At 65.4% G+C, this 19,382-nt stretch carries 18 protein-coding genes; 6 read left to right on the forward strand and 12 right to left on the reverse strand.

From position 1 onward, the window contains the following. Positions 1 to 56 precede the first annotated feature (56 nt). Entirely contained in the window at positions 57 to 995 is a 939-nt protein-coding gene (locus WA965_RS26000; RefSeq protein ID WP_526295889.1) for a R2-like ligand-binding oxidase, read from the reverse strand. Positions 996 to 1,008: 13 nt separating this feature from the next. Beyond that, complete coding sequence (locus tag WA965_RS26005; protein WP_526295887.1) at positions 1,009 to 1,683, reverse strand: TetR/AcrR family transcriptional regulator; 675 nt, start codon at positions 1,681 to 1,683, stop codon at positions 1,009 to 1,011. 160 nt (positions 1,684 to 1,843) lie between these two features. Between WA965_RS26005 and WA965_RS26010 the strand changes: the two genes are divergently transcribed. Both WA965_RS26010 and WA965_RS26015 read left to right on the forward strand, forming a co-directional pair. Then, the gene (locus WA965_RS26010; protein ID WP_526295885.1) at positions 1,844 to 3,043 is read left to right on the forward strand and encodes an IS30 family transposase; all 1,200 of its coding nucleotides are present in this window, start codon (positions 1,844 to 1,846) and stop codon (positions 3,041 to 3,043) included. 89 nt (positions 3,044 to 3,132) lie between these two features. Further along, entirely contained in the window at positions 3,133 to 3,924 is a 792-nt protein-coding gene (locus tag WA965_RS26015) for a M15 family metallopeptidase (protein ID WP_526295883.1), read from the forward strand. A 12-nt stretch (positions 3,925 to 3,936) separates the two neighbouring features. On the opposite strand, the gene WA965_RS26020 is transcribed toward WA965_RS26015, so the two are convergent. The 3 genes from WA965_RS26020 to WA965_RS26030 form a co-directional block, all read right to left on the reverse strand. Next, positions 3,937 to 4,320 (reverse strand): hypothetical protein, encoded by a 384-nt coding sequence (locus WA965_RS26020; protein WP_526295881.1) that lies wholly within the window; start codon positions 4,318 to 4,320, stop codon positions 3,937 to 3,939. Then, positions 4,317 to 5,099 (reverse strand): hypothetical protein, encoded by a 783-nt coding sequence (locus WA965_RS26025; protein ID WP_526448204.1) that lies wholly within the window; start codon positions 5,097 to 5,099, stop codon positions 4,317 to 4,319. Before WA965_RS26025 ends, WA965_RS26020 begins: the two co-directional genes overlap by 4 nt. Before the next feature lie 105 nt (positions 5,100 to 5,204). Further along, entirely contained in the window at positions 5,205 to 7,472 is a 2,268-nt protein-coding gene (locus WA965_RS26030; RefSeq protein ID WP_526295877.1) for a S15 peptidase family protein, read from the reverse strand. Positions 7,473 to 7,642: 170 nt separating this feature from the next. Between WA965_RS26030 and WA965_RS26035 the strand changes: the two genes are divergently transcribed. Then, positions 7,643 to 8,092, forward strand: coding sequence for an META domain-containing protein (locus WA965_RS26035; protein ID WP_526295875.1), 450 nt, complete (start codon positions 7,643 to 7,645; stop codon positions 8,090 to 8,092). On the opposite strand, the gene fmdA is transcribed toward WA965_RS26035, so the two are convergent. Further along, entirely contained in the window at positions 8,089 to 9,342 is a 1,254-nt protein-coding gene (gene fmdA, locus WA965_RS26040) for a formamidase (RefSeq protein WP_526295873.1), read from the reverse strand. The genes WA965_RS26035 and fmdA overlap by 4 nt on opposite strands. A 116-nt stretch (positions 9,343 to 9,458) precedes the next feature. Here fmdA and WA965_RS26045 point away from each other — a divergent pair, with 116 nt between their 5' ends. Together WA965_RS26045 and WA965_RS26050 are read left to right on the forward strand one after the other, a co-directional pair. After that, the gene (locus WA965_RS26045) at positions 9,459 to 9,746 is read left to right on the forward strand and encodes an FmdB family zinc ribbon protein (protein ID WP_526295871.1); all 288 of its coding nucleotides are present in this window, start codon (positions 9,459 to 9,461) and stop codon (positions 9,744 to 9,746) included. 110 nt (positions 9,747 to 9,856) lie between these two features. Next, complete coding sequence (locus tag WA965_RS26050; protein ID WP_526295869.1) at positions 9,857 to 11,440, forward strand: DUF2252 family protein; 1,584 nt, start codon at positions 9,857 to 9,859, stop codon at positions 11,438 to 11,440. Between the two features lie 31 nt (positions 11,441 to 11,471). On the opposite strand, the gene WA965_RS26055 is transcribed toward WA965_RS26050, so the two are convergent. The 3 genes from WA965_RS26055 to WA965_RS26065 form a co-directional block, all read right to left on the reverse strand. Then, entirely contained in the window at positions 11,472 to 12,251 is a 780-nt protein-coding gene (locus tag WA965_RS26055) for a DUF1206 domain-containing protein (RefSeq protein WP_526295867.1), read from the reverse strand. Then, positions 12,160 to 12,591: a hypothetical protein gene (locus WA965_RS26060; protein ID WP_526295865.1), complete on the reverse strand. Its 432-nt coding sequence runs from the start codon at positions 12,589 to 12,591 to the stop codon at positions 12,160 to 12,162. Before WA965_RS26060 ends, WA965_RS26055 begins: the two co-directional genes overlap by 92 nt. A gap of 284 nt (positions 12,592 to 12,875) precedes the next feature. Further along, on the reverse strand, positions 12,876 to 14,699 hold the full coding sequence (locus WA965_RS26065) for a hypothetical protein (protein WP_526295863.1): 1,824 nt from the start codon (positions 14,697 to 14,699) through the stop codon (positions 12,876 to 12,878). Between the two features lie 624 nt (positions 14,700 to 15,323). Between WA965_RS26065 and WA965_RS26070 the strand changes: the two genes are divergently transcribed. Further along, positions 15,324 to 16,253 (forward strand): Abi-alpha family protein, encoded by a 930-nt coding sequence (locus WA965_RS26070; protein ID WP_526295861.1) that lies wholly within the window; start codon positions 15,324 to 15,326, stop codon positions 16,251 to 16,253. A gap of 26 nt (positions 16,254 to 16,279) precedes the next feature. Here the strand turns inward: WA965_RS26070 and WA965_RS26075 are convergent, their stop codons facing one another. From WA965_RS26075 to WA965_RS26085, 3 genes are all read right to left on the reverse strand, one after another. Beyond that, complete coding sequence (locus tag WA965_RS26075; RefSeq protein ID WP_526448205.1) at positions 16,280 to 17,098, reverse strand: site-specific integrase; 819 nt, start codon at positions 17,096 to 17,098, stop codon at positions 16,280 to 16,282. 64 nt (positions 17,099 to 17,162) lie between these two features. Beyond that, positions 17,163 to 17,495 (reverse strand): hypothetical protein, encoded by a 333-nt coding sequence (locus WA965_RS26080; RefSeq protein WP_526295857.1) that lies wholly within the window; start codon positions 17,493 to 17,495, stop codon positions 17,163 to 17,165. Positions 17,496 to 17,624: 129 nt separating this feature from the next. Next, positions 17,625 to 19,382, reverse strand: a 1,758-nt coding sequence (locus WA965_RS26085; RefSeq protein ID WP_526448206.1) for a hypothetical protein, incomplete at its 5' end; no start/stop codon positions are given.

Below are 19,382 nucleotides of genomic sequence, written 5' to 3' on the forward strand. Positions count from 1 at the left end.
AGTCCGAGCCAAACGCGGCGCTGCGCAGGCGCGAAACCGAGACCGAGACCGGCGGATCAGGCCGACGCGGCCAGGACTTTCAGATCCTCGGCGGCGAAGGTGTCCTCCAATTGCAGTGGCGAGTAATCGATGTCGATCTCGGCCAGCGGACGGCCGCGTGCACTGCCGATCGTTCCGAAGCGCCGCATCCCCTTGTCTGCGGCGTACTGCTGGAACTCGTCGATCGTGAAGCCGAACGGGATCTCGTCGTAGAGGGCGAACGAGTCGTCGGTGTTCTTCAAGGCCAGCGGAATCAGTTCGTTCATCCGGGATTCGAACACGCCCCAGTTGGCGTCGTCGGCGGCGACATGCCGGCGGCACGTGAAGGTGCCCCAGGCCATGTGGCGCCGCTCGTCGTCACCGATGCGCCGCACCAGTTCCTGCATTCCTGGCAGAATCCCACGTTCTACGCAAATGCGGTGCCACGCATAGTATCCGGTCAGCGCCATCATGCCTTCGATGACGTGGTTGTAAGTCACCGATGCGCGTACCTGTGCGGCCGGCGACGGATCGGTGGCCAGTGCGTCGAGAGACTGTGGCAGCTCCTCGTAGAACATCTGCCGATAAGCCGGAAGGTCATCGAGGTACCACTGCAGGTCGTCTGTAATGCCCACCGCATCGAGCCACAGCCGGAACACCTGGGTGTGCTTGGCCTCTTCGAAGGCGAACTGTGTCAGATACATCTCGTCGCCGAGTCGTCCCTCCGCCCGCATCGCGGCCATGAACGGCTGGATGTCCTGGGTGACCGCTTCCTCACCGGCGATGAACTCGGCGCACAACCGCGTCGCCCAGTCGCGCTCCAGTTCCGACAGCGCTTCCCAGTCGGCACGATCCCGGGAGAAGTCGATGTCGGCGGGGTTCCAGAACTTGGCGTTTCCTCCCGCGAACAGCTTCAGGGGCATGCTGTCCCAGTTGAGCCCTCCGGCAGCCAACGAGTCCGAACGTGTTCTCTCCATTGATATGTACCTCCTAGGTTGTCGCGCGTTGATCGGGCTGTGCATGGGTCTGCTGGAACGCCGTCGCCAATACCGCGACATATCGGCGCACCGCCAGCGCAGGCTGCTCGGGTGTCAGTTCGTCGAGACCCAGGACCGGGTCCAGGCCCCGCACGTACGGCGCCAACGCCAGGTGCGGCAGGATCATCAACAGCAGCGAGAGCAGCGTTTCGATATCGGCGTCCTGGCCCAGATCGCCGCGCGTGCGGGCGTTGTGTACCAGCGGTCGCAGCACCTCGAGGTAGTGGCGGTGCATCACCGCGCGCACGCTCACCCGCGCATCCGTGTCGACCTCGAAGCTCGCCGCGGCATGCAGCGACCGCTCGCGGGGATGATCGGCGAAGTAGGCGACCCAGGCGTCGAGCAGATCGGTCAGGAACTCGAAAAACGGTCTGCCGGGGTCGAGTTCGCGGATCTGGTCCTCCATGTAGGCCCGCACCCGTTGGCTGCCCACGTCGCAGATGTATGCGTACAGGTCACGCTTGTCGGCGAAGTACTGGAACAGGCTGCCTTTGGCCACGCCTGCGCGTCGCGCGATGACGTTGAGGCTGCCGCGGGAGAAGCCCTTCGAGGCGAACTCCGCCTCGGCGGCCGCCACCACCGCAGTTCGGCGGCCCCCGTCGAGTCGGGCCCATGTCACCGTCGGCATCACGCCTCCACGTCGTCTATGACCACTGGTCATATTACTGTGATGTAAGCCACAGTCAAGAGGGGTGTCACTCCCTTCCCGCCGGAATTGCATTCCAGCAGCCCAAAATCGAGGCGGATTCATACGGTCAGTGCAACATCCAGTGATTTGAGGGGTTGCTATGCCGTCAGGGTTTCCGGTGCCGTGGGCAGTTAAGCGGGAGTTTTTCGATCTGGTGTGTCGTGGGATGACCACGACCGGGGCGTCGTCGGGGGTGGGCGTGTCGCGACGTACCGGCTGGTTTTGGTGGCGCGACGCTGGGGGCATGAAATTACGTATCGGCGGCGATGGCCTGGGCGGACTGGCCTCCGCGGGGGATCTGACACGTCCGGGTGGGCGCGGGCATCGACTGAGTTTCGCTGAGCGCTTGGAGATCGACCGCGGCCTGCATGCCGGGCTCACGTGTGCCGAGATCGGTCGCCAGCTCAAGCGCGACCGGTCGGTGATCTGGCGTGAAGTGCGGCGAAACAGTCTGCCCAATGGCGACTATCACGCGCTGATGGCCCACGCTCGGGCTACCGATAATGCGCGGCGCCCCAAGTCCTTCACCCTCGACAATCATCGATTGTGCTCGGCGATCGAGGCGTGGATGGATGACGGGTGGAGCCCGAAGTTGATCTCGTCGGTGTTGGCGCGCGACTTCGCCGATGACAAGCTGATGCAGGTGAGTCACGAGACCGTTTACCAGCATCTGTATGTGCAGACTCGCGGTCAATTGCGTGCTGATCTGCATAAATGCCTATCCACGCACCGCCGGGCACGCAAACCCCGCGGACAGACCGAACGACGCGGCACGTTCAGCGACGTGATCACCATCAGTCAACGACCCGCCGAAGCCGCCGATCGGGCGGTCCCGGGCCACTGGGAAGGCGATTTGATCATCGGCGCTGGGCACCGCAGCGCGATCGGGACATTGGTGGAACGCTCGACCCGGTTCACGATCCTGCTGCACCTGCCCATCGATCACCGCGCCGAGACCGTCGCCGCGGCGATGCTCGAAGCGATGGCCGAGCTGCCCGCTCATCTGCGCCGCTCGATCACCTGGGACCGGGGCAGCGAAATGGCTGACTGGCAGGACATCTCGCTGGAGCTGCGCGCGCCGGTCTACTTCTGCGACCCACACTCGCCGTGGCAGCGCGGCACCAACGAGAACACCAACCGGCTGCTGCGTCACTGGTTCGAAAAAGGAGGCGACCTGGCCGGCTACACCAAGGCCGACCTCAACACCGTCGCCGACAAACTCAACACCCGACCCAGACCCACCCTCGACCTGGACACACCCGCTCAACGCATGGCAGCCCTAATTAGCCAAGCCGCCTAGCCGTTGCACTAGCCGCTTGACAGTGCACGAGTAGGGACATGCTGGAACGCAATTCCGGCGGGGGTTGCGCGTGCGTGTTGCAATGAGGAATGGCCCACACACTCAAACAAGCGCTGATCGCCTTCGCGGTGCTGGCAACCTCCGTGGTTGCGCCCACCGCGTCCGCGCAGCCCCAGCCAACGGCGCCGCCGGAGTTCGTGTCGCTGAGTGAGGTCGACCCGACGATTCTGATGGACATCCGCTACACCACCCCGCACACCTTCACCGGAGACCCGGTTGATGGCTACCTGGCTCCGCTGTGCATCCTCACCCGCCCCGCGGCCGAGGCGCTACGTCAGGCGCAGAGCGAGTTCGTCGAGCAGGGCTACTCATTGAAGATCTATGACTGCTACCGGCCGCAGCGCGCCGTCAACGACTTCGTCGCGTGGGCGAAGGACCTGGCGGACCAGCGCATGAAGGCGGAGTTCTACCCGCGGGTGGACAAGACACAGCTGTTCGCAGACGGCTACATCGCCGAGCAGTCAGGCCACAGCCGAGGCAGCACAGTCGATCTCACGCTGGTGGCACTACCTGCCATGCCCGAGCCGGTGTACGTCCCGGGCCAGCCGCTGGTGGACTGCGCCGCACCGGCGACCGACAGGTTCCCCGATCCCACTATCGACATGGGCACCGGCTACGACTGTTTCGACACGTTGTCGCACACGTTCGATCCGCGAATTCAGGGCGACCAACTGAAGAATCGCCTGCTCCTCAAGGACGGCCTGGAGAAGCAGGGATTCGAGTACTACCCCAACGAGTGGTGGCATTTCACCTACAAGCCGGAGACCTTCCCCGAGACCTACTTCGACTTTCCGGTTGATCCGTCGTCGCTGACCGGCTGACGCGGCCGGGTGTCAGGTCCCGCTGCGCTCCGCCTGTTGAGGCGCTCGCTCGCCGCGCACCAACGCGACGGTGTCGCCGACGTTGACCGTGACGACGTGCTCGCTCGACCGCTCGCTGAATGGGATCTGGAACAGGCCGTGGAAGTCGTCGGTCCGGACGAACGTGTGCGCCCGGGCGAACAGCGGATGCACGTCGAAAACCCGCACCCGCAGTTCCTCGCGCCTGAGCCTGCCCAGCTCCCTGCCGGATTCCGGGTCGGTGATCACCTGACCGATGTCGGAATACACCGCGAACACCATGCCCGGCGTCACTCCTGCTTCGGCGCCGCGGTTGATGACGAGCGTGTGGTCGTCCTCGACGAGCGCGACCTGCCCGGTGACGCTCTGCCCGCTCACGACGCCGCCAATGAATTGCTTTCCCGCATCAGCGATTTCGACGACGATCCGACCCGGATCCGCGGCCGCAGGTCCTGGTCGTCGACCGGTAGCGGGAAGGCGCCGTAGGTGCTGGTGTCCTGTTCGGTTCCCAGCGTGAGTTCAACGGCCGTCTTGGCCTGGAACAGGGCGATCACCGCTTGCTGGTGACGTTCGGTGCCGAATGACTTCAGCGCCACCGCGAGCTTGTTGTCGACGTACTCGACGGAACGCTGCAGATCCGAGGTGGAGGGTTCGGCGGGGCCGGTGTCCGTCAGCTCGGACTGCTGCTCGGCTGCGAGTCCGCTGTACCAGCGGTGCCCGAGGGCACCGAGGGTGATCGAGCACACCGGGATCACCACGAGGGTGCAGAGCAGGCCGAGGGAACTGTCGAGCGCGATCGCGCCGGCAAGCCCGAGGAGCAGGAAAAGTCCTGCGACGACGAACACCTTGAGCGCCGTCGGCACGCCTTCGAACGCGCGCCAAGCCTGGTTGAGGACGCGGCCGACGAAACGTGCCACGTCGGCGACGAATCTGGCCGTGCTCTTCACGACATCAACGGCGACCCGGCCGAGCTTGTCCGCGTGCTCCCGAGTGACCGGAGCCTTGGGCATCTTCCATGTCCGTTGCTGCGGCGGGGTCGCGGCCGCGGGTTCGGCGGTCTGCTGCCCGTCCGCGTCGGCAGCAGCGGCGGGCTCCCCCTGCCCCGCGGACGGCTCGGACTGCTTCGGCGCCTCGGAGGCAGAGTTCCCATTAGTCACATTCGCAACATCAACCACTTGCGTATCATCTCCCGCCGCGGGGCCGATGTCAGCCTGACGCGCCGAGGGGCGCGCATCCGACGTGCCCGGATCTGCACTCTCGGCCTACGCCACGGCCGTCGCCAACTGCGGTTCAGACGACGACGGGACGGACACGAGGTCGGCGGTCGGCACCGAGATCTGCATGTCGGAAACCGTGAGCGTCCCCAGCGACGGCACCACCCGTTCATACAGGCCTGCGCTCGACACGAGTTGCAGCGTGACGGACTCGCCGGGACGCAGCGTGTGTGCCACCGGCTCGAGATCGACGGTGATCGTGTGCGTGTTGCCGTCCAGGTTCACCGGCACCGGCGTGACGATACTTCCCAGGACCAATCCCGTGGTGTTGTCGAAGAGCTGGGCGTAGACGTGCCGGGCGCTGCCGGTGCCCGAGTAGGTCAGCGTCAGCGTCGGTGCACCCACCAGGTACGTGGTGGCAGCGCTCGCCGGAACCTCGAGCTCTATCCCGTTGATCGCAGGCAGGGCGTAGGGAACGAACGGCAGACCCGACCCGCTGAGGTAAGGGATCAGCGGCAGCGTCCGTCGGGCAGTGAGCGTCGCCACCACGGACGGCCCCTTGGTCACCGGGTACTTCACCGACGAGAACCACTGTCCGCGTTGATCGACCCACTCGAACTCAGGGCCGGTGTCCACGGTGGGATCGTCCTTCACGTACCGGTCCAACCACGCCAGGGTCCGCTGCTCGATCAGTACCCCGTCGCGCAGATCGAACAGGTTGCCCGCACAGAGGCCGTGGCCGCCGCAGAACCACACCACCTTGGTCGGCACCCCGTTCGCCAACAGGGTCTGCGCCGTGGCGTCGGCTTCGGCGAGCGAGAAGATCGTGTCGACGGTGCCGTGGATCAGCAGGGTCGGGACGGTGATGTCCTCGACGGCCGGATTGCGTTGGACGAACAACTCGAGGTCACTCGGGAGCAGTTGTCCGGTCAGGTCGCCGTAGACCGTCGCGGGCAGGATCCGCGGGTTGATGCGGCCGCCCAGTACCGTGAGCAACGCCGTGAGCGGGGTTGCCCAGCTGCTCTTGAACGCCTCGTTCTTGTAGAGCGACGTGTCGAGCCGGTTGTAGGTGATGGCCGGCACGATCGCGTCGACGCGTGGGTCGTTCGCCGCAGTCACCAATTGGATTGCGCCGCCGTAGGATACGCCCACCATTCCGAGCCGGGGGTCGCCTGGTTCGTCGAGCTGCACCTCGGGCTGGGTGGCGATCCAACTGATGATCGCCGACATGTCGCGCCCCTCGAACTCCGCGGCGTTGAGCTCCAACGTGCCGCCCGAGTACCACTCGCCACGCGGGTCCCAGGTGACGACGTTGTAGCCGGCCCGGCGCAACGTCCCGACGCCCATGATACCGACGAAGTCGGCGAGGATGGGATCGAGGAACGTGCCGTCGATGTTCGTCGCACCGGGCGCACCCAGACCGGGGCCGTTGAGCACTGACGGCGCCCTCTGATCCTTCGCCAGACCGTAGGCAGGCATGAAGTGGACGTAGATCTCGGTGCCGTCGGCGGAGACCACTCTGACATCCCGGGATACCGGCGTCTCGCGTGGCAGCCCCCATCGCACCGGATAACCGAACAACGGATGCAGGACGTCGCTGACGATCGGAATCTGATGTAGCAGAGCAACAATGGGCGTGAATAGAACGGGACCGAGAATCGGGATCTGTTGGATGAACGCCAACGGCGCGACCTGCTCGATCGCGATGACACCCGGCGCCGCAGTGGCGTTGTCGGCGGTCTGCGCAGCGGTGACGGTGTCGTCGGCGAGTTCACGCCGCGCCGCTGCCGCCACAGTCCACATCGCCGTGGACACCACTGGCTCGGTAGGCCCTTCGCTCGCGGCCGAGGCGAGTTCGATGCCCCCTTCCGTGACCACCGACGCCGACTCCGGCGGCGCGGTCGTCGTGACGTCGATGTCTTCGACAGCGGGTGGCGGCGTGACGCCGGCTTCCTGCTCGGTTTCCCCGTAGTCGTCGGCCTCTTCGTCCGGGGCGACCGGCGTGTCCTCGGCATCCTCGTCGGTGTCGGCGCGCTCGGTGCCGGCATCGTGCTCGGCCTCGGCCCGTGTGTCGCGCTCAGATCGCGAATCACGCTTGTCGTCAACTGTTTCAGAGGACTGCTCGTCGTCGCGCTCTGCTCTCCCCTCTCGCTTCGACGTGCCGGTGGACGACGATGATGGATCCGCCTGTGACGAGCTGGACGAGTCCGCTCCGGAAGCACCATCTGTGTCGGCCGACGCGACCCCGGTGGCTGCCACCACCGCGTAGCCGAGACCCAGCGCGACGACGACCCCACCCACCCGTGCTGAAACCATGAGCCGTCCCTTCGACCTGACAATCGCGCTCAGCCTAGGGACGTCCGCAACGGTGGAATCGGCGATTCAGGTGACCCGTCAGAATTGTGTCGCCACCCAGACGCGGGCAAATGGACGGACCGCCGGCAGTGAGACTCTGGGCCAGACTAGGTAGGTTCGACACCATGCGGATGGGATTGTTACTGGTAGCCACTCTGGTGTCGCTGTTGGGCTGCACGGCAGCACCGGCGAATGCTGTCTTCGCCCTGGACGGCACGGCGTGGCGGCTGACCCAGATCCAGTCGATGGATGACGCGCAGGGCACCACCGTGGTGCCCGAGGGGCAGCGCTACACCGTCAGGTTCGAACCCCGCGTCGACGGGCAGGGCGCGGCGTCGTTCCAGATCGACTGCAATCGAGGTTCCTCGACATGGCAGTCCACGCCCGACGAGTCCGGCATGTCGGGCGAGTTGACCTTCGGTCCGATCGCCACGACCAGAATGGGCTGTCCGCCTGGATCGCTCGATCAGCGGGTGTCGACGTCCCTGTCCGGGGTACGCGGCTATCTCGTCCAGGACGGCCGACTGCACCTCTCGTTACTTGCTGATGCGGGCATCCTCACCTGGGAGCCCGATCTCTAGAAGCTGGCGTGGGGAGCGCCCATCCCCGGGTCGACTTGAACGGGTCCAGCGGCCGAGGGCGCGATCGGAAAATCGAAGATCGCTGTCGGAATGTAGACCGTCGCACACGAATTCGGGATATCGACCACACCGGAAAGTCGTCCCTCGATCGGCGCCGACCCGAGCAGCAGATAAGCCTGCTCCGGGCTGTAGCCGAATTTGGTCAGGTAGTCGATCGCGTGCAGGCAGGCGCGCTGATAGGCAAGATCGGAGTCCAGATACTTCTGCTCCCCGTCCAGCGTGACCGACGTCCCGGAGAACGCGATCCACTCCGAGTACTGCGGATCGGTGTTGCCGGGCATGAAGATGGCGTTCTCCGATACGCCGTACGTCGCCATCCCGCCCTTGATGAGATCGACGTGCAGATCCATGAATCCACCCATCTCGATCGCCCCACAAAAGGTGATCTCGCCGTCGCCCTGTGAGAAGTGGAGATCACCGAAGGACAGGTTGGCGCCCGGAACGAACACCGGGTAGAAGACCCGACTTCCCTTCGTCAGGTTCTTGATGTCCTGGTTGCCGCCGTTCTCCCGGGGCGGAGCCGTTCGCGCGGCTTCGGCAGCGACACGGGTGAATTCGCCACCGGTCAGCGTGCCGAGAATGGCGTCCTCGGGTTCGGGAGGCAGGGCCAGCGGAGGGACACGGTCCGGGTCGGTGGCGATCAGCGCACCCTCGCGCGCATTCCATGTGGCCAGCAGTTCTGCCGACGGGGCGGTGCCCATCAGTCCGGGGTGCACGATGCCGGTGTACTTCACCCCGGGGACATGGCGTGATGTGGTGGTCTGCCCGGCGAAATCCCAGATCGCCTTGTAGGCGTCCGGGAACTGCTCGGTGAGGAAGCCGCCGCCGTTGAGTTTGGCGAAGATTCCGGTGTAACCCCAGCCCTGTCCAGCGAGCGGTCCGGAGTCCTCCTGCGGGATCGGCCCGACGTCGAGGATGTCGACGATCAGCAGATCACCGGGCTCGGCGCCCTCGATTGCGAACGGACCGGACAGACAATGCACCCCCTTCAGCGGAGCATTCAGGATGTCCTCGGCCGAGTCGTCGTTGTGGATGGCGCCGTCGAACCATTCCCGGCAGTGCGCGCGGAAAGTGTCACCCGGCTTGACCGTGACCGCAGCGGGAATGTCGGGATGCCATCGGTTGTGGCCGACGATCTGCTGGTCGGTGAACTTCTTCGTCGAATCGAGGGGGAACAGTAGTTCGGGCACGTGGCCTCCTCCGTGATGGGCGTCGGGCGCTTGCTTCGGTGTGGGAACTGTCTCTTTCGAACGTAGCGCGATCACCGCGGCAGCGCCGCACGACTCCGCGGCGTTATCGTTCTTCCATGCCGACTTATACGTTCCGGTGCCGGCAGGACTGCGTGGACTTCATCGAGCAACATCCCATCGCGGCGCCACCGGAAACCGCTGCGTGCCCGCAGTGCGGCGACCCGGCGAAGCGGATGATCGGCAAACCGGCACTGGGCGTGGGACGTAGTTCGCAGATGCGGCTTCACGACGCGACGCGGGCCACCGCCGAATCCCCCGACGTGGTCACGAATATTCCGGGCGGCAACCGCAGGGCCACTCGAGTGTCGACCAATCCGCTGCACCGCAAGCTGCCGCGTCCGTAACGGTCGGCGTCATCTGCTCCGGTGAGCGGGCCACGCTAGAAGTCATGGCCACCAACTGATCACGTGCGCCAGCAGGCTCCGCGATAGACGTGTCGATAGGCTCGGTGAGCATGGACGACAAAGCTGCCTCCCGCAAAGAGCTCTACAACACCGCCAAGGCGTTGGGCGTGGACGTCCCCCCAAAGTCCAAGAAGGCCGAAATACTCAGGATGCTGGCTGAGTCACCGCCGGCCACCGTCACTGATGGCGACACCGGCGCCGACGACACCGACGCAGGCGGCCGGGTGTCAGCGCGAGAGGACGACGCTGCGGCCGACGAGAGCTCAGGCAGGCCCGCGACCGCCTCGCGTATGGAGGCATTCCAGCTGCTGGCACGCGCGCGCGCCGCCGGCGAAATGGTATTGCTGCCAAGGATGTTGAGCGGTGACGACCGCCGCCTGCATGTGCGCCAGACCATTCGCGAGGACCATCAACTCCGCATCGCTCGGCACAACGAGGAGGCGTTCGGAAAGTTCGACAAGCTGGCCCAGTCCAGGTTTTCGTTCTTTCGGGGCACTGCACTGCTCTTCTACCGGGATATGGCCGGGGAGGACGCCTGGATGCCGACGGTGCTGGCCGCCGGTGACATCCACCCGGACAACTTCGGTGTCATGCCCAATGCCGACAATGTGCCGATCTTCGGCATCAACGACTTCGACGAGGTGTTCTACGCCCCCTTCACCTGGGATCTGAAACGGGGAGCGACCGGGTTCATGATCGCCGCCGATGAGATCGGCGGATACGGCCACGGCAAGCGCTGCAAGATCACCCGCTCGTTCGTCCACGGCTACGCCGACAAGATCAGTGCCTATGCCACCGACCAGCACGAGAGTGCATCGGCGCTTCGTCGGGACAACGCCCCCGACATGGTGGCCGACCTGATCGATGACGCCACCTCGGGCAGCAGGGCGAAGTGGCTGCACAAGAAGTACTACAACGAGACAGCGACCGGCTTCCGATCCAGCAGGAAGCTGGTGCCCATCTCCAGCCGCCGTGCAGAGTTTCAGGAACTGATCGACCGCTACGTCGACGAGGCGGGTGTGTCGGTGCCCGAGCGTGCCGGGGAGATGCGCGTGAAGGATGTCGCCGAACGTCGCGGTCAGGGAACGGCATCGCTGGGATTGGTGCGCTACTACGTCATGATCGAGGGGCCACTGGCCGATGCTTCCGACGACATACTGCTCGAGCTCAAGCAGGCGCGACGCTCTGCACTGGAAGGCCTGGTGCCACCGTCCGAGCACCTGGTGGACGGCGACGCCGACCGCGTGGTCCACGGCCAGCGTGTCCAATTGGTCAGCGGCGACCGGTTTTACGGGAGCATCAAGCACCGCGGCATCAGCTTCCTGGTCAGGGAACGCTCGTGGTTCCGCGACGACATCGACCTCGACGACCTGTCGTTCAAACAGTGGCGCCGGTACGCGCGGATCTGCGGCGAGGTGGTCGCCCAGGCGCACGCACGCTCCGATGAGTCCGGTCTGATCGACCACGACGTCGAACCCGACATCGTGGAGGCCATCGGCATACCGGAACTGTTCGTCGACGACATCGTGCGGTATGCCGAGGAAGCCGACAAGCGCTGCGGGCGCGACCACCAGGCCTTCCGCGATGACCACGCGCTCGGGGCGTTCCGTCGCATCGATCTCGTGTACCGCTGAGGCCCGAAGACCGGCGGGGCTGGAATCGGCGTCAGGTGGCCCTGCGGTACCGGGCCTCGATGAACGCGAACACCCCGTAGGCCAACACACCGATCGCGAGCAACCACAGGACAAGCTGTCCCCAGCTTTGACCGGCGAGCTCAGCCAGGATGCCGGACAGTCCCTTGACGTTGTTGGGGTCGTAGTTCAGGCCGGCCAGGAACAGGAAGACCCCGACACCGATCACCACGCCGCCATTTCCCGCGTAAGCCAGTCGACCGACCTTCTCCACGGCTTCTTTCGCCGATTTCTGCAGCGACCCGAAATGCTCCATGAATTCAGCTTTGACCGAGTACCTGTAGATCGAGTAGCAGCCGAATCCGACGGCAACGAGCCCTGCGAGCATGACGATCCATCGGCCGCCAGGAAGGTCCATCACCACGGCGGTGGCCTTCTGCTGGCCGCCGCCCCCGGATCCGCCGCCACTCGGGGCGCCGCCCCAGTTGGCGATCAGGATCGAAAGGGACGTGAGCGCCGCACCGCCATAGAGGAATCCTTTGGCTGCGTATTTTGCCCGATCGCTGGCTTCTGACCCCTCGACCGGGTCCCCCGCGATCGCCTGCAGCAACTTCCATCCGACGAGCGCTATCAGCGCCGCGGTCAGAGCGATGAGCAGGAACTTGCCGAACGGGGCCTGTGCGACCGTCTGGATTGCCCCGGTCTCGGTAGCCGAGTCGCGATTACCGAGAGCGATGTTGATCGCCAGAAAACCCAACAGCGAATACAACGCCCCCTTGCCGATCAAACCGACCCGCGCCACTTTGGATCTCATATCGCGTGCTTCTTGCTGCGCGTGCGCTGCGGTGCCGGACATGGGCTGGCTTGCCTCCGTTGCGTAGATCTCTGTGCGGGAACTGGGTGCGATCTACCCTGCACAGCGGTCCACAAACCTCGGCACGCTCTCGGGGGGCCTGGCGCCCACTTCGCCGATGAGGTAGTCGAAGATGTTGATGCGGCCACCTTCTTGCAGCGATGCGCGGCAATTCTTCAGGATCCGTATGCAGCTCGCGTCGTCCCAGCGCGACCTTCCCCTCCATCCTGGCCAGCGGCGCACCGACGCAGTGGTGGATGCCGCGTCCGAACGCGATGTGCCGGTTCTCCCGCCGGAACACGTCGATCCGATGAGGGTCGGTGAAACGTCACTCGTCGCGATTTGCACCGAGCAGAGCGATCAGCGCCAGTTCTGCAGCGGGAATATCGCTGTCTCCCAGATTGATCGGTTCCGCTGTGAAAAGGAGAGTGGCGGATGCTGGAAGTTCAGGTCGAGGGGGCCAACCACGGGGTGGTTCAACAGCATCAGCCCGCGCGCGTGCCCCTTGACGTCGTTTCGGTAGAGATCGGGTCGTCGGCCTTGGAAGAGTCGTGGACGCAACGCCAAATGTGGGACTTGGCGGAGTCACCCCTGAATCATGAGGCGCACGGCGGTGGACCGCGGAGCCATCAGAGAGCTGACCGACGGGGGCTGGAACTCGGTACTCGTCGGCGCAACCACGGTGCCGATCACCGCACCGCGGGCCGGTCCTTTCGGCGTCTCGACGGAGACGGTCTGCCCAGGCTCACCGTAGATGCCGGCGCAGTCGTCGCCCTCGCACGCACCCGTGGCCGGATCGATCCGGCCGGCGAAGATGTCGTTGAGCCATCCGGCGATGATCGTCTGTGCGGCCGACTTGTTCTGCTCGGTCGGGAATCCCTGGTAGAGGTACGAGACGAGCTGGATGAGCCAGCTTCCGCCTTGCATGGAATCCAGGTGTGCACCGCGGTCGAGCACCAGCCCGTTGAAATGCCCGGGCCGATGGCCGTTGAGCGCCTCGTCCACCCGGCGCGCACCGGATTCCCGTGGCGCCCCCAACTCGAGCACGGGCACGTAGGCGCCGAGACCATCGAGTTTGTCGAGCGCCTCGGCCAACACATCTCCGGGCGGAGCACCGTCGAGAAGGACGATCCCGGCCAGCCTGCTGGTGGCGCCGCTGGCCATGACGGCGTCGGCGTAGTACCCGGCCGCGCCGGCGGCCACCCCGGCACCGAGAGAATGTCCGACCATGGTGAACGTCTCCGGAAACGCGACGCCGGCGCCGTATTTCTTGGCGAAGCCGGCGGCGACCGCGCTGGCTGTGAGCGCGTCGCGGTCGCCGAGTAGGAGGTCGGCAGTGGCGCGGTGCACCTGATCGTCGCCGAGCCAGAACCCGTCGCGGACATACCGATTCGACGACAGCGTGGGCACGACGACGATGCTGTTGGTGCGGTCGGCCAGCCACGACGCGGTGTAGCTGTACATCGAGCCGACGCCGAGGTAGCCGTGCTGCAGGTAGATCAGCCGCTCCGGTGGCTCGTCGCCTTCGGGGTAGTACCAGTCCGCCGGCACGGTGCGGCCCTCGGCGATCTCCAAGGTGGAGCTGCGCACGGTCACATTGGTGCCCGGTGCCGCCACCGGGGGGCCGGAGATGAATCGCACGGCCACCCCGATGATGTCCAGGACCAATGACTGCACGATCTCTTGCAGTGTCCACGGTTGCGGTTGAACGAGTGCGGCAGGTTCGCTGAGCGTGGTTGATATGCGCTGCGCCGCAGCAGTGTTGGCTTCCGTCGCGGCCGGGACCGCGGTCTCGACGGGCAGCCGCTGCTCTTCGGCTTCGACGGCGGTGGGCTCGCCGGCTTCCTCGGCAGGGGCTTCGGCGTGCTCGGGTTCCGCGGCGACCTCGTCGACGGTGTCGAGTTGTTGGGGCGACGCGGTGACGTCGTGATCGACGGGACGGGCGTCGCCGGGACTCGGGCCGGCCGAATCGTCGGAGCCGGTCTCCGGTAGCTGATCGTCGGAGTCTTCGGCGTCCTCGGTCTCGTCGGCAATGGCGTCCTCGGACTCGTCGGCGAGATCCGCGGCGTCCAGGTCGTCGAGTCCGGCCGCATCCACATCCGCGTCCGCGTCGGTGTCGGACGCGTCGGCGTCCGCGTCGAGATCCGCGGTGTCCAGGTCGTCGACGTCGGACGCATCGGCGTCGGCGTCGGCGTCGGTGTCGGTGTCGGCCGGGTTGGACGAGTCGGTGTCGCCGGTGTCGCGGGCGGTGTTGCGGGGACCGGGATCGGCGCTGTCGGAGGAACTGGCGGCTGCTCCCGACGTATCAGATCCGGTATCTGCGCTGGCGGTGTCGGCTCCGGCGATCATCGCGGCAGACACACCGGCAGCGAGCACGCCCGCACCCATCCAAGCTGGCAGCTGCGCCATGGTTCTCCCAATCTCGAAATTGACGTCCGGGTCATTCCGACCGCGGCCCACCGTAGAGCATCCGCAAGCCGGAGTAGACACTTTTCGAGAACTGGTCCTTCTTGGGCCATAGACACTCTCGCGGACCTGCACCACGCGTCCGGTCATTGCCCGCAGGGGCTTCCCATGTCTGAGCGCGCGACGCTGCTGTGAGCGCGGGATCTCAGAGTGCGGCCGTGGATTCGGCGTATTCGCCACCGCCGCTTCGGTCCGCCAGACCGCCGGCATATCAGCGCCCGCTTGGCCGTACTGTCTACCGGAACACTGTTGGGCGATCTGGAGTACCTTGCCGCGCTTTCAGAAACCGCTATTACCAGCCCTTTCTCAGTGCCCCCACTGGGACTCGAACCCAGACTTGGCGGATTTTAAGCCTGCTCTTCTCGGGCGATGCGACCTTGCGTTTATTCGCGCAGCGCATATCCGCCCAGCTAGATCACTGTTAGTTGTGTTCGTTGCGGGCGTTGGCGCGCGTTGTGCTGCGGACGGTCTGCGGACGATTCGTCGGAGTAGGTTCAGGGGTCGCAGGTTGCGCGGTTCCGGCGCGGCTATGCGTCTCGCGGGTAACGCCCTGGTTAGCATCGGTGCGTGACTCCAAATGATCCGATTTCCGCCCTGGGCGCGGGAAAGGCGGTGGCGAAGGCCGTCGTCGGCGCAGTCGAAGGTGATCCCAAGGATCGCGACGCTCTGCGGCGGATCGGCGAACAGACCGGCGAACTCGAACCTGCCGCGCAAGCCCGCGCGAGGCGACAGGCAGTCATGCAGCACGTCTGGTTGAAGTGCCTCCAGCCACTGGGTCGGCTCACCGGGATCCCGAAGGAGTATTTCGACTTCAAGTTCGCCGAAGACATGGCGGAGAAGCTGAAGGATGTTCCCGAAGACGATCTGATCCCGCCGAAGGGGTCGCTCGCCGGACCGGCGATTCAGGGTCTCGGCTTCACAGTCGAAGAACCTGAGTTGCGGGAAATGTACCTGAACCTGATTGCAACTGCGTCAGACCGCAGAGTCGCGAGCACCGCACATCCGTCCTTCGCTGGCGTTATCCAGCAGCTCAACGCCGACGAGGCCAGCGCCCTAATACCCGTCTTAGCAGCGACGACACATCCGATCGTCGAAATTCGGGCAATGTCGTCGATTCCCGGCCACCCGGAAGGCTACGTCGTGATCGCTCGGCATGTCCTTAACTGGATGGGTCGCGGCGGAGATGAACCGGAGTCGGTGTTACGCCAAGTAGCTGTACCCGAGCGAGCCGTTTTTGTTGACAACTGGATAAGGCTTGGCCTTGTCGAAGTGGACTACACCACCGCGCTGACGAAAAAGGGTCGGTACGACTGGTGCGAAACGGCTCCGCTTGTGCTCGAAGCGCGCGAGTCGTTCCGGGGCATCGAGGGAAGAACCGTTGAATGTCAGCACGGGATACTGACCGTCACCGATTACGGCACGGCGTTCCGGCGAGCGGTCATGGGCACACAGCGCTCGATCGAAGCGGGTACCGGGTCCGAAGCCGACAAACCTTGAGAATGCGGGCAGCGCGCGACCGACGATCACGATCGGCGGCGCGAGTCGAGCGCGATGACGTGCGCGGGTAGATCGAAGCTATCGGCCGCGGCCTCAGACACCGCCCGGACGGCGCGCGGCGCGACTGCCGTGTAGATCTGTGTCGTGGCGACATTGGCGTGTCCGAGCGCATCTCTGACCGCGATCAGGTCATTGGTGCCGGCCAGGCCGCGCGTGGCGTACCGGTGCCGCAGCTTGTGCATCGACCAGCCCTGCGGCATCAACCGAGACAGCAACCGGCCCACGTAGTCCGGGGAGATGTGTCCGTCGACCTGGCCGGGGAACAGGTACCCACGCGGGCAGTAGTCGCGGATCGCGACGGCGAGCCGGTCGGTGATCGGAACGACGCGCTGACGGCCGCCCTTGCCATGAACGATCAACGCCCACCCGTCCGCGTCACGGACCAGGTCGTCCCGTTGACAGGCGGCTACCTCGGCCCTGCGCATACCGACCTCGCCGGCCAGGCGCGCCATCATCCGAACCCGCGGGGTGCTCGAGGCCAACAGCTCGGCCCAGATCTCGTCCGTCGCAGGCCGAGGGCGTGGCTTCGTGCCAGGAACCTTTGGGAGGCTGGCCGCGGGGTTCGTGGTGGCGAAGCCGTTTTGCCCACACCAGTCGAAGAAGCTCACGAGAGATCGTCGTACACCTTTCCGGTGTTCGTTCGACCAGGGCCGAGCGCTGCAATATGCCACGACGTCCGTGAGGGTCACATCCCGCGGTTGGGCAACCCTCGACTGCCGCGCGAATGTTCGGAGATGCATATGGCGCAGTCGAAGTGTTGTACCGGCCAGCCCGCCGAGCTGCATCCAGACAACCCAACCGCGCAACGCTGATTCCCACTCCGCCGGCAATGTGTAGGGCCTCGGTCCGCTAACCACGGTTCGGCCCTCCGGTGGTGTGATCGATCTCGTAGGCGGACGATGCGATCGCGGCGGCGAGCTGCCGCGCGGCTTCGGTCTCGAGGAGTCCGGACCGGATGCCGGTCTGCTCGATCGAGATCCGGCGGGTACAGGTGCCGTTTTCACGTTGCACGCCTTCGACGCGGACAGTGAAGCCGGCGGCCTCGCGCACCGCGCCGACGAACTCGCGCGTCGCCAGCCCGTCGTCGTGGCTTTCCCATGCGAACAGTTCGGTCGCATCGGCTGGCGGCAGCAGTCCAGGTGTTGCTATCGGTTGATCTTCGGTGACGTGTTCTGCATTCATGGCGATGACTCTAGAGCGCCGAAATCTATTGGTAAATAACCGATTTAAAAGTAGTCGGTGACCGCATGGCTTACCCGCTGACCGCCCAATTTATGCGCCCAGCGGTTAGCCGCAGGGGGTTCTGGGGGGTTACGACAGCGCCATCCAGTACGACGACGACGCCAGCGACATTGCGGATGGGGTGACCGGCGTCAGGGTCGCTGTGGATGCCAGCGCCAGCGATCCGAACCTGCGCCGCGACGATGTGGTCCCGGCGTTGAGGATGGACGACTGCCCTGTGCTGCTTCGGCTGAACGTCGGCAGAGTGGTTGCTGCCCCGACATAGACCACGGCCCACACGAAGTCGGTTGTGCTCGTCGGGGTAACCACGACAGGCGATGCGAGAGCGACGGTTTTCAGACCGGTCGAACCGCCCGAACCCCACGCCGCCGACTGGTCCGCCGACTGCCCCAACACGGTTCCGTCACTCTTGTACAAGCCGACGAAAGCGTTCACCAGATCCGCACCCACGGTGGCGAGGTTCAGGATGACGTTGGTGATCGTCTCCTGCTTACGCAGGGGGATTCGGCAGAAGTAGATCGTCGCCGCAGCGGGCAGGATCGTGGAGGCCAGCGTTGCCGTCGCGGGGTCATGCGTCCAGCCGATCAGATCGGAGAACGCTTTCGCCGGGGATGCCTGACCCACCGTGGGTGTGTCGATCGCCGCGCGGGCCGCTGCGGCGTTCGCCGTGAGGCTGGACAGGATGTCGGTCGAGGTGGTCGCCGAATCCGCCGATGTCCACTGCGCGCCGTCCCAGATCAACACCACAGCGTCACCGGGTGCAAGTTCCCGGTCACCGCCGCGCATCCTCGTGCCGTAGGTGGCGGTGCCGTCGCGCACGGTGACGGTGTTCGACCCGCCGACGTTGCGGACGACCCGCATCTGCCCGGGATTTATACCGTCTGGGATCTTTCCCAGATACCAGCTGCCGCCTGTGCAGGTGACGCCGAGAACGACGACGGGGTCGGACCTGTCGGCCAGCGCCGGGGCTTGGGCGTCGGCGGTGACGGTCTGCGCGACATACCCGGTGCCCGATGCTCCCGTGCCGCGCACCCGGTATTCGACCTTCGCCTGGCCGGTGGTGTACCCGGAGATGATGGTGGCGCTCGCGGGTGCTTCACTGAGCACCCAACCTCGGCCTTCGGATGTGCCGGGGGTCAGTCCGCCGGTGAACAGGCGGCTGATGTGCTGCGACCCCGCCTCCACGTGAACGTTGTCCACGCTCACGTGTGAGCCTGCGGTGTTAGAGATGACGGTGTTGTTCGTCGCGCCGCTCAAGTCGAAATCCACTGTCAGCGAGTCACCGTTAAGCACGGTGGCCTCGTGAGCGTAGATCCCCCAGGCGGTCGACGGCGGACTTGACGGGGTGGGTGCGATCTTGGAGATCGGTCGGCCGCCCAGGGTGACATCGGAGTACTCGAGGCGCATCCCCGCTTCGCGCCCCTCGTACCTGCCGCCCACCACCGACAAGTTGCGTACCCGAACGCCGCCATCGGCGGTCAACGCGGTGGTGTACAGGCCATACCGGGTCGAGTCGATGGCCTCGCAGTGATCGAGAACAACGCCGATGGTGGATTCGTCGGACTGCTCGAACACCTGAAGCCCGTAGCGGCACTTGTACGCCCTGAGCCGAGTGACGGTGATGTACCTGCCGCGGAAGGTGCCGCCCGCGCCCACCGCGTCGATTCCCTTGTAGGAGCCGACCGATTCGCAGTCGGTGAACGAGATCCCGTAGGCCTCGTCATGGGTGTCCCATCCCGAGCCGCTGGATCCGAGAGACTTACCGCCGATGATGCTGGCGTGCGCGGTGCGCCCGAAGTACATCGGATCGGTGACCGACGCCAACAC

Origin of the sequence: Mycobacterium sp., assembly GCF_049683935.1 — a bacterium.
Lineage (GTDB): Bacteria > Actinomycetota > Actinomycetes > Mycobacteriales > Mycobacteriaceae > Mycobacterium.